General features: G+C 37.9%; 8 protein-coding genes and 1 rRNA gene. 6 read left to right on the top strand and 3 right to left on the bottom strand.

From position 1 onward, the window contains the following. Positions 1-63: 63 nt before the first annotated feature. Both ACW8TM_RS07425 and ACW8TM_RS07420 read left to right on the top strand, forming a co-directional pair. Complete coding sequence (locus ACW8TM_RS07425) at positions 64-1,902, top strand: hypothetical protein (RefSeq protein ID WP_491532655.1); 1,839 nt, start codon at positions 64-66, stop codon at positions 1,900-1,902. Continuing rightward, on the top strand, positions 1,880-3,700 hold the full coding sequence (locus ACW8TM_RS07420; RefSeq protein ID WP_491532654.1) for a helicase HerA domain-containing protein: 1,821 nt from the start codon (positions 1,880-1,882) through the stop codon (positions 3,698-3,700). The genes ACW8TM_RS07425 and ACW8TM_RS07420 overlap by 23 nt, the downstream gene beginning before the upstream one ends. Before the next feature lie 76 nt (positions 3,701-3,776). Here ACW8TM_RS07420 and ACW8TM_RS07415 read toward each other — a convergent pair whose 3' ends face one another. Beyond that, positions 3,777-4,490 carry an MBL fold metallo-hydrolase gene (locus ACW8TM_RS07415; RefSeq protein WP_491532653.1) on the bottom strand — a complete coding sequence of 238 codons (714 nt, stop codon included), beginning with the start codon at positions 4,488-4,490 and terminating at the stop codon, positions 3,777-3,779. Positions 4,491-4,581: 91 nt separating this feature from the next. Continuing rightward, positions 4,582-4,911: a hypothetical protein gene (locus tag ACW8TM_RS07410; protein ID WP_491532652.1), complete on the bottom strand. Its 330-nt coding sequence runs from the start codon at positions 4,909-4,911 to the stop codon at positions 4,582-4,584. Between the two features lie 388 nt (positions 4,912-5,299). Here ACW8TM_RS07410 and ACW8TM_RS07405 point away from each other — a divergent pair, with 388 nt between their 5' ends. Continuing rightward, positions 5,300-7,771: a valine--tRNA ligase gene (locus ACW8TM_RS07405; RefSeq protein WP_491532651.1), complete on the top strand. Its 2,472-nt coding sequence runs from the start codon at positions 5,300-5,302 to the stop codon at positions 7,769-7,771. Here ACW8TM_RS07405 and prf1 read toward each other — a convergent pair. Beyond that, the gene (gene prf1 / locus ACW8TM_RS07400) at positions 7,768-9,027 is read right to left on the bottom strand and encodes a peptide chain release factor aRF-1 (protein ID WP_491532650.1); all 1,260 of its coding nucleotides are present in this window, start codon (positions 9,025-9,027) and stop codon (positions 7,768-7,770) included. The genes ACW8TM_RS07405 and prf1 overlap by 4 nt on opposite strands. An 88-nt stretch (positions 9,028-9,115) precedes the next feature. Between prf1 and pyrH the strand changes: the two genes are divergently transcribed. The 3 genes from pyrH to ACW8TM_RS07385 form a co-directional block, all read left to right on the top strand. Then, complete coding sequence (gene pyrH / locus ACW8TM_RS07395) at positions 9,116-9,811, top strand: UMP kinase (RefSeq protein WP_491532649.1); 696 nt, start codon at positions 9,116-9,118, stop codon at positions 9,809-9,811. Between the two features lie 13 nt (positions 9,812-9,824). After that, positions 9,825-9,959: a hypothetical protein gene (locus ACW8TM_RS07390; protein ID WP_491532648.1), complete on the top strand. Its 135-nt coding sequence runs from the start codon at positions 9,825-9,827 to the stop codon at positions 9,957-9,959. Positions 9,960-10,061: 102 nt separating this feature from the next. Next, positions 10,062-10,939 (top strand): 16S ribosomal RNA (locus ACW8TM_RS07385); the annotation flags it as partial.

The following is a 10,939-nucleotide window of genomic DNA, read 5'->3' as shown; positions in this document are numbered from 1 at the left end:
TTATTGAGATAAGGTTATTTTTATGAGGTAGTTTGCAAGTAGAGTTATTTGTTGGTGTTGATTATGTTTCCCTTTAGTTCTGATGCCTCTGTTTTGAGGAAGTCTACCAGGCATGTTTTGAGGGTTTTTGAGGGGAGGATTAGAAAGGTTGGTGACTTAAAGTTTCTTGTTAATTTTTTTAAATGTTTAGATGGTGAAGATGGGAGATTTAGTGATTTTTTCGGTAATGGATTTTTTAGGATTATTGGTGTTGATGGTTCGATGTGTGTTGAGGAGCGTTTAGAGTTGCTTTTAATTTATGTTTGTGCAGCTGGTTATTATGGGAGAATGATTGTTGATGAAGGAGGGGTGAAAATTGATGTTAGTGGTGCTGAAAGGGAGGAGGCTTTAAGGATTTCTACTAGTGTGCCTTTATGGTTAGAGGATTTAGCTAATGTTAACCCTTCGTCGATTTATGCTTTAACTGATTTTGATGTTAAGCGTAGTATTGAGAGTGTTCCTTATGCTTTGATGACTTTGGCTGAGCTTGTTTTAGCTTTGAATGGTATTTTGAGTGATGATGTTAAGGTTGTTTTTCTTGATAGACTTTTATCTGGTACTTATGGACCTGCTTCAAGGGACTTTAGGTTGATGTTGAGGCGTGGTTACTCTGTTTTAAGTGGATTTGATTCTCCTTATGGTAGGGTTTCTATGTTGGATTTACATTTAGCGGGTTTTCTTGGTACTGGTGATGAATTTATTCCTAAGCGTGGTGTCTATGGAGTTTATGCTTTAATTAAATTGCTTATTGACTTGAGGAGGGAGGATAAAGGGGTTAGGAAGAGTGAAGTTGCTAATTTGATGGGTGTTTCAGTTGATGATGCTAGGAGGTTTATTGATAGAGTTAGAAGATTAGATCGGCATTATGGTGGATTGCTTTTGGATTCCAGTGTTAGTGATAAGGTTTTGATGGTTCGTGAAGATGTTGTTGAATATTGGAAACGTGTTTGGTTTGCTACTGAGAAATTTATTGAAAGAATTTTTAGAAGTGGAGAGGATCATCCATTAATGCTTGACGATGAAGGATCTAATTGGATTACTACCCTGGACATTAACAGTATGAATGTTTATTTGTTGCATAAAATTGTTAGTGAGGCAGTTAGTAGACGTAAGCTTGTTATTGGAATTGCTAAGGATACTGGTTCAACTGATGTTATTCGATCTGTTTTTCCCATTTACTGTAGATTTCATGGTGAATCTGAGTTTTCGCTTCCAGCTTTTAGAAGTGATAAAATTTTTCTTTCGATTGTAAGTGCATCTAGATATGATTCTATTTCGACTCCTTGGAGGATTAGAGAGTATGATTACTGTTTTGCGACATTGGTTTATAGAGGTGATGAAAATGGGGTTTTTGCTCGTGCTGCTAGAAAAATTGTCTTTAGAGAAAAATTTTTTGTCAGAGGTTATTTTCAGCTTAGAAGTTTGAAGGATGATCCAGCAGTTAGAAGTGCTGTTTTTGCTTATGATCGTCCTTTTTATCCGGAGTTTGATTCTAATTTGACTGTTAATTTTGAATGTTTGGAGGGGAAGAGGGTTTCAAGTGTTGAGCCTATATTAGAGGTTGATGGGGATAATTTGATTGGTGATTTAGTTCTACGTATTCTTAGTCAGTCTGATAATCCATATGTTATTGAGGAGATGGGGCATAATCATCTATTGTTTTTGGCTGACAAGCTTGTTAAGGTTATGGTTAGAAGTGCAAAGTCTATGCTTAGGGGAATTGCTGATCTTGATTTAGTGGGTGTTGCCAGCAAGTATAAGGCTTATTTTTCATCTAGAAGATTTAGGGATATTAGACGTGAGGCTGAGTATGCTCGTGAGAGGATGGTGAGGAGAAGTTATGAGGAAAGTAGTTTTATTTGATAGTCTTAATGGTAAATTTAAGGCTAGATTACGTCAAACACAAGTTAGAACTAGGAGTTATGAGGAGGGAAGAATAGTTTTAAAGAGTATTATAGGTGTTTTTGAAGCTGTTTTTGACTTAGAAGTTTTGGATAGATTGAAGAAGCCATGTTTTTTAGCTTTAAAGCGTCCAACTAGTAGTGGAGAAGTTTATTTGATTTATGAGGTTGTTAATGTTAGACCTATTCATTATCAAGAATTATCCATGGATGTTTCTATGCCTAAGGTTTTGAGAGGAGAATTTCTTAAGGGTATTTATGAGATGTGGGGGGTGAGTGAGGATACTTGGATTGACATACAAGCAATTTATACGGGATATGTTATGATGTGTGATGATGAGAATGTGGTTTTTAAGCATGATGAAGCATGTATGCCTCTTGTGGGTGCAGAAGCATATTTACTTTCACGTGAAGCTGTAGATATTCTAGTTAATGTTGAGGATGGAGCTAGTGTTGGGAAGATGATTGGCTTTGAACATGACTTGAAAATTGATATTTTGAACTTAATTAAGTATCATGGCGGCGTATTTGGTTTTACTGGTACTGGTAAATCTAATTTGACTTCAATGATTATTAGAAGAGTTTTAGATAGTCTTCATGACACTAGAGTTGTTGTCATTGATATTGCAGGGGAGTATGGGGTAAATTTGCTTGATAAGGTGTTAGAGTTTGGATTGATTTTTACAACTGAAGATTATGAGTTGTCTGAGAGTAAGGTTGAAGCATTTCTTGCTTCTCAGGCGATCCCTGAAACTTTAATGGAAATATTGGATTCAATATTTTCATCTGAAGAGTTATTGGAGAAGTTTGTTGAGAAGTTGTTTAATATGAATAAAGTTAGAGTTATTGACTTATCCAAGAAAGTTTCATTAACTATTGGTGACATCTTGTCTAGTTTTGAAAGTTTAATGAGAGATGACAGGCCATCTGTTAGGTTAAGGGCTATGAGAATTTATAATGATGTTAGGGAAGTGGTTAAGGGTTTAAGTTTAGCTTTGACTATTAAGCAGTTGAAGAGAGATTATAGAGAAATATTTAATGAACTTGACTCATTATTGGCAACCCACCAAGCAGAGTTAAGTCAAATAAAATATCCTCCGAGACAAATATTGAATACTATTAATGAAGTTTTAGAAGTTTTTGAGAAGACTGATGATGAAAGAGAGGAGGAAGCTAGAGGATATACTCCTGAGAAAATAGCTTATGAACTAGTTAGACCAATTGATGAAAATAAATTGAGAGTGTTTATTTGTTATCTCCCTGATCCTGTAAATGCTAGAGTGTTTGTAAGTAGATTGATAGATAGTTTATTTGAGTTGAGAAAGCGTAGTATAAGAGGAGCTAGAGTATTAGTTGTTTTAGATGAAGCTCAAGAGTTTATACCTGATAGAATTAGGAGAGATGACTTTTCTGCTCAATCAAACTTGGCTGTTGAGAGATTACTTAGGCAGGGTAGGAAGTATAGGATTCATGGATGGATAAGTACTCAGAGGGTAGCTCATTTAAATGTTAATGCCATACAGCAGTTACATAGCTATTTTGCAGGTACATTGCCTAGGGGTTATGATAGACGTGTAATTGCTGAAGCTTCAGGAGTTAGTCCGGAGATACTTGATAAGACGGCTTTACTTGATATTGGTGAATGGCTTTTTGTCTCACATAAAGCTACTAAACGTAGAAATATTCCAGTATTTATTAAGGCTATAAATAATGAGGAACTTCTAGTTCAAAAATTATTGGCAAGCATTAACCTAATTTAAATTGTCTACAGTTTTCCTTTAGGCTTTAAAAAATGAGGTGAAGAGTATTTAGTTTGTAAGCTTTATTCTATTGCCTTTACTTTACCTTTATCTTTACTGTTTTTCCTTCTTCTAATGCTAGAGCTTTGATTTGAGGTAGATTTTTATTGACCATATTTATGAATTCTTGATGTTGATTTTTTGATCCATGAAAGGCTACTGCTACCTTGGGTTTTAATGCTGAAACCATTTTGAATGCATCTTCTGGACTTGCGGTGGGGGATGGTGTGCCTGTTGGAGCTAGGACGAGGTCAGCGCTGTATTCTTCTAGTGGAATGTAGGCTGAATCGCCTCCATGGAAGATGGTTAAGTCTTTTCCTTCAACTAAGTAGAGTATTATGGGTCCTCTGTGGAGACCTTCAATTGATGTTACTTTGAAATCTTCTAAGTTAAGGAGTTCTCCAGCTTTGGCTGAAAACAATTTTTCACTTGGAATAACCCCCTTTAAATCTGTAGCAACTGATGGTTCGGCAATTACTTGAGCCTTGGTCTTTAAGTATATCAGCTTTGCTACATTTCTGCTGTAGTGGTCGTAGTGTCCGTGGGTATAGAATAATGCATTTAGGTTTTTAAGCATGTTTATTTCGGCTTCACTTATTAGGTCTGCTAAGTCGAAGGCGAAAATTTGGTTTTGTGTTCTCAGTATGACTCCAGAATATTTGAAGTATAATAGCATGACTTCGCCTGTTGAAATTGGCGTTTCATATAGGTTTCTAATAGCCTCCCTAAAGTTTTTCTTGAAAAATGGCATTTTATACACCAATTGATAATAGTTCGCTATATTTATTTAATGTTACTGAGTCTAATTGAAATATTAAGCTATAGTGTTTATTAATGGGAGGTTATGGAGTTTTTATCAGGTATATTCCATTTTTGAAGTATACTTTAACTGTGTCTCCTATCTGAAAATTTAATTTTCTATAGACCTCGGCTTTAATTAGTTTATCGTTTATATTTATAGTGTAAATCCATGTCTCACTAATGTAGGGTTTTTTGTATATTTGTTTATCTCTTAGCAATCTTATTATGTTTGTAGTCCATTTTTTATGTTTGATATCGACTATTATACCTTTTCCAATGTAGATTTCTTCTGATAATGAATGAATGATCGCTGTATAGACAATTATTGTTGTTATTACAATTGATATTATTGTGAATTTATTTAACTTCATAGTTCATTAGGATATTTTCTTTTCTGTTATTTATAGTGTAGGTTGAATTGTGGGTGACATGTTGGAATGAGGAGGTTTGATTTGAATAGTGTAAAAATGATTTTATTTTATAGGCTATGTTATTATCATTTTTACTGTTGTCTTAAACATTTCCCCTTTAATGTGGATTAAATGTCTTAATATCCTATATTTGTAATGCCTTGTTATTGTTAATTTAAGAGGTAACTGTTTCAATTGTTGGGGAGGAGTGTTTTGTTTCCGTAAGGCTTTTAAGTTCTATTATGGTATGTTTTGTGGGAGATGATTATGCGCCAAGTGATATAATTTTGGCTTGGTGTTTATTTCAATTATTTTCCAGTTATTTCGTTTTAATGGCTTTTCTGGAGGGGTGTTGAGGGTGAATATTAGTCTACCGAAGGTTTATGATTTTAGAGAAATAGAGGAGAAATGGCAGAGAAGATGGGAGGAGTGGGGGATTTATAGGTTTGATAGGGATGATAAGTGTAGGCCGACTTATTCTATTGATACTCCGCCGCCTTATCCTAGTGGAGAGTTTCATATGGGTAATGCTTTTAATTGGTGTTATTTTGACTTAGTTGCACGTTATATGAGGATGAAGGGATTTAATGTTCATTTTCCTCAAGGTTGGGATTGTCATGGTCTTCCTACAGAGGTTAGAGCTGAAAAGGAGTTAGGAATAAGTAAGAGGGATATTTTGCCTAGTGAATTTGAGCGTATTTGCATGGAGTTGACTGAGAAGTGGATTGAACAGATGAAGAGGACTATGAAGCGTATTGGTTATTCTATTGATTGGACCCTTGAGTATAGGACTATGGATCCTGATTATTGGAGGAGGACTCAGCTTTCCTTTATTTTAATGTATAAGAAGGGTTTTGTTTATAGGGCTGAGTATCCTGTTCTTTGGTGTCCTAGATGTGAGACTGCTATTGCTGAGGCAGAGGTTGAATATGTTGATAGAATGGGGAGGCTGTACTATATTAAATTCCCATTTTCCAATTCATCTGACTATGTTGTTATTGCCACTACTAGACCTGAGCTTTTACCTGCATGTGTTGCAGCGGCGGTTAATCCTAATGATGAGAGATATAGGGAAATTATCGGTAGGAAATTAATTGTACCTATTTTTAATCGTGAAATTGAAATTTATGCTGATGAAGAGGTTGATCCTGAATTTGGAACTGGGGTTGTAATGATATGTACTTTTGGTGATAAAACTGATGTTAGATGGCAGCGTAAATATGAATTGCCAATAATAAGGGTTATTGATGAGAAGGGGTATATGACTGAGGAAGCTAGGGATTATTCAGGTTTAACTATTGAGAAATGCAGAGTTAGGATAGTTGATGATCTTAGGGATTCTGGATTTATTTTAAGAGAAGAGGATGTTGTTCAGAGTATAGGTACTTGTTGGCGATGTCATACGCCAATTGAAATTTTAGTTAAGATGCAATGGTTTGTAAGGACGAAGAAGGTTGCTAATGAAGTTTTAATGTGGGCTGAAAGGATTCGTTGGATTCCTGAGTGGGCGAAGAATAGACTTATTGATTGGGTTAATTCTCTGGATTGGGATTGGGTTATTTCGAGACAGAGAATTTTCGCTACTCCAATTCCAGTCTGGTATTGTGAGAATTGTGGTAGAATTATTGTTGCTGAGGAGGATTGGGTTCCAATTGACCCGAGAAAGGATCCTCCAAAGATAGATAGATGTCCTGGATGTGGTGGCAAGTCATTTAGGGGTGAAACTGATGTCATGGATACATGGATGGATTCCTCTATAACTTGTGCTGTTCATGCAGGTTGGCCTGATGATATGGAGTTATTTTCTAGACTTTTTCCAGCAGATTTACAGCCTAATGGGTATGATATCATTAGGACTTGGGATTATTATTTGATGGTTAGAGGAATTATTTTGTTTGGGAATCCACAGTTTAAGACTGCTTTAATTAATGGTATGGTTAGGGGGACTGATGGTAGAATGATGCATAAATCCTATGGTAATTATGTTAGTGCAGATGAAGTTTTGGAGAAGTATGGTGCTGATGCTCTTAGGCAGTGGGCGTATGCTGGCGGGTCTGTTGGATCTGATGTCCCATTTAGGTGGGAGGATATTGATTATGGCTGGAGGTTTCAATTAAAGTTGTGGAATGCATCTAGATTTGTAATTTTTCATATTGTAGATTTTCAATTTAGACAGGACGAGTATAATTTAGAATTGTTAGATAGATGGCTTCTAAGCAAGCTTGAGAAATTAACTATGAAAGTTAGTGAAGCTTTAGATAATTTCCAGTTTAATGTTGCTCTTGAAAGTATAAGACAGTTCTTTTGGCATATATTTTGTGATCAATATATTGAGGCTGTTAAGCATAGGTTATATCAGAAGGAACGTGCTGAACGTAGACGAGCTGCACAATACACTTTATATGAAGCTTTGTTTAGATTTTTGCAGCTTCTCGCTCCATTCATACCCCATATAACTGAGGAAATTTATCATAGAATTTATGTGGAGGATAAGAAGTTTAAGAGTATACATGTTTCACCTTGGCCTGTTGCTAAGGAGGAGAATATTGATGAGGAAGCTGAAAAAAATGGTGATTTAATAGTTGCAGTTGTTTCTGAGATTAGGAGATTGAAAGCTCAGAGTAAGGTGCCATTGTCTAAAGTTATTGATAAAGCTTACATATATACTGGATTAAGAGAGTATCGTAGGCTTCTAGAAGAGTATGGTGAAGAAATAGGGGCTATAATTAGGGTTAGAAATGTTGAATTGCTTGATAGTGAAGTAGGGGGAATGATTGAGGTTAAGGGTTACCCGGAAGTTAAGGTTAAAATTGAAGTTTAACTTTTAGAAACTTTATATCGTAATATTGCTGCAACTCCGCCGAAGGCTCTTTTCAATTCTTCTCCCTCCTCTGTTCCAGTTGAAATTAATTCAACCTTTGCATTTGTCTTTTCTGCTAGAGATATTAATTCGTCGATTAGTGATTTTTTATTTTTCATTACTAGTTGTGAAGAGCATTGTGGGCAGGTTTGACTTATTACTTTCTCTTCATCTTTGCTTTTTATTAGCATTATTTTTTCGTATTGACAGTTGGGGCATATTACGTCTATTTTTTCTAGGTCCAGGTCTGTTGATATTAGTAGTGTGTCTACTGCTCCTTTTTCTAGTAGGTCTCTTACTTCTTTTATTCCATATGCGACTAAATCACTATTTTTTACTAGTTGCTGTAGAAATTTTTGTACTATTTGTTTTTCACGCATATATTGTATGTTTTCTAGTAGGTTTCTACTTCTCTTTATTAATTCGTAGACTCCTGGTTCCCCTGTATAGCCTACATCTACTATGCCTATGATTTTATTTTGGAGTTGATAGTGTAAATAGTTACCCTTTACGAATTCTTGTTTTGTTGGTCCTGGCCCGCCGATTATTATTCCACTTAGATTCAATTCTGGTTGCATAAAGTATTTTTTAGCATATTCTGCAACTCTCTTATAGAATTCATGGGCCATTTGCTCTATTACTCTTTCAAATCTTCTTTGTGATTGTCCGCCGGCATCATGTTTTCCAGGGACCCCTGAAGTTATGTGCTCTACTATTTCGAGGCGGCTTCCTTTTAGTATGGCGAAGGTTGCTTCTTGTCTGTCCATTACTATTATTCCGTAAAAGTCTTTTTCTCTTATGAAGTCCTTTAATGGCTCTACATGAAATTTACTGTCACATCGATATAGATATATTTTTATTGGTTCTGGTGGAACTATTAGATGTACTTCTAGTTTTTCATCTCCTGGAACCCCCCTAGATATATACCCGCAAAATATTATTAGCCCAGTATCTGGTACTTTCCTAAACAATTTTAGGCGTTGCATACATGAAGTTAATGCGTCAAGGACATGGTGACGAGTTGTTCTATCTTTAATGTTAGAGGCTTGAGAGTATTCTTGTCTGAGAACGTTCATGACGTCTGCTACTTGTCTTCCTGGTGGAATATACAGGCTAATTAACTCTGTTCCTCTACCTTTTTTTGACTCTAATTCTTTTATTAGCTTCTCTAACCTATACTTTTCAATTGAGTTATATTCTTTATTTGGTTTCTTCATGATTCCACCTAAATTCAAACTTGAAGGTGATGCTATAATTAAAAGTGATAAATATTTAATATTGTTTACTATTTAATGGCGATATCTTATGAAGTGTGTCTTAAAGATAGGTGGCCATATACTGTTTTCACAGTTAAATGTAACTAAAATTAAGGAGTATGCAGAGACAATAAGAAGGATAGTTGAAAAGGGTGTTAAACTAATTGTCGTAGTTGGCGGTGGAAGAAAAGCTAGGGAATATATTGAAGCTGCAAAGATGCTTGGTGTCAATGATTTTAGAGCAGATATGATTGGAATTGAAGCCACTAGATTAAATGCAATGCTCTTCTCATTGGCATTAGGAGAGAACGCTTATTTTCCTATTCCAGTAAACATGGGGGAAATATTACATTTAATAGCACAAAAAAATGAAAAAGTGATTGTTACAGGAGGATTGATACCAGGTCAGTCAACAGTTGCAGTTGCTGCATTAATTGCTGAAGCCATAAATGCAGACTTACTAATAATAGCTACAGATGTAGATGGTATATATACTTCGGATCCAAAGAAAGATCCCAATGCAAAACTACTGGAAAGTATACACATAGACGAGTTAATTCAACTAATGAGTAAAATGGAAGTTAAAGCAGGAACATACAAATTATTTGACTTAATGTCACTGAAGATTATAAAAAGATCAAAAATAAAAACAATCGTAATAAATGGAAATAAACTTGAAAATATATGTAAGGCAATTAAAGGAAAGAAATGTGGAACCATAATAACCTTCTTAAATCCATTATAACAAAAAATATTTATTGAGAGCAAGAAATATATTTACCCTCGACATAAGAAATAATGGTCCCGCAGCCTTTACGGCGGCGTCGATTAGACGTGGAGCTAAGCTCCATAGGATGAAAAATCGGCCTCCAGCTGCGGGAAAAATAATGTAGACCCAAACAAGCCGGAGATAGCTCCGGCACGTTTGGGTCTGAAGCGAGTTCAAGCCCCGTGAGTGCACCCCGCGGCTTGTACGGTTTTTTGCGGCCGTACAAACCCCGGTTGATCCTGCCGGACCCGACCGCTATGGGGGTGGGACTAAGCCATGCAAGTCGCGCGCCCCAGGCTATGGTGGGGCGCGGCGGACGGCTCCGTAAAACGTGGCTAACCTACCCTCAGGACGGGGATAACCCCGGGAAACTGGGGCTAATCCCCGATAGGAGGAAAGACCTGGAAGGGCTTTCCTCCGAAAGGTGTTAAGGCCATGCCCCTTAACACCGCCTGAGGATGGGGCCACGGCCCATCAGGTTGTTGGTGGGGTAACGGCCCACCAAGCCTATAACGGGTACGGGCCGTGAGAGCGGGAGCCCGGAGATGGGCACTGAGACAAGGGCCCAGGCCCTACGGGGCGCAGCAGGCGCGAAACCTCCGCAATGCGCGAAAGCGCGACGGGGTCACCCCCAGTGCCATCCGCTAAGGATGGCTTTTCCCCGGTGTAAGTAGCCGGGGGTAATAAGCGGGGGGCAAGCCTGGTGTCAGCCGCCGCGGTAATACCAGCCCCGCGAGTGGTCGGGACGTTTATTGGGCCTAAAGCGTCCGTAGCCGGCCCAATAAGTCCTCGGCTAAAGCCCACGGCTCAACCGTGGGAAGGCCGAGGATACTGTTGGGCTAGGAGGCGGGAGAGGCCGAGGGTACTTCCGGGGTAGGGGCGAAATCCTATAATCCCGGAAGGACCACCAGTGGCGAAGGCGCTCGGCTGGAACGCGCTCGACGGTGAGGGACGAAAGCCGGGGGAGCGAAGGGGATTAGATACCCCCGTAGTCCCGGCTGTAAACGATGCGGGCTAGGTGTTGGGTGGGCTTCGAGCCCACCCAGTGCCGCAGCGAAGGCATTAAGCCCGCCGCCTGGGGAGTACGGCCGCAAGGCTGAAACT

Source organism: Candidatus Culexmicrobium sp. (genome assembly GCF_058356305.1).
This window is presented reverse-complemented; position numbering and strand designations above follow the sequence as displayed.

Excerpts from the sequence above, each read along its gene's own strand:
- ACW8TM_RS07425 (WP_491532655.1), top strand. The coding sequence starts at position 64 with ATGTTTCCCTTTAGTTCTGATGCCTCTGTTTTGAGGAAGTCTACCAGG.
- ACW8TM_RS07420 (WP_491532654.1), top strand. The coding sequence starts at position 1,880 with ATGAGGAAAGTAGTTTTATTTGATAGTCTTAATGGTAAATTTAAGGCT.
- ACW8TM_RS07415 (WP_491532653.1), bottom strand. The coding sequence starts at position 4,490 with ATGCCATTTTTCAAGAAAAACTTTAGGGAGGCTATTAGAAACCTATAT.
- ACW8TM_RS07410 (WP_491532652.1), bottom strand. The coding sequence starts at position 4,911 with ATGAAGTTAAATAAATTCACAATAATATCAATTGTAATAACAACAATA.
- prf1 (WP_491532650.1), bottom strand. The coding sequence starts at position 9,027 with ATGAAGAAACCAAATAAAGAATATAACTCAATTGAAAAGTATAGGTTA.
- pyrH (WP_491532649.1), top strand. The coding sequence starts at position 9,116 with ATGAAGTGTGTCTTAAAGATAGGTGGCCATATACTGTTTTCACAGTTA.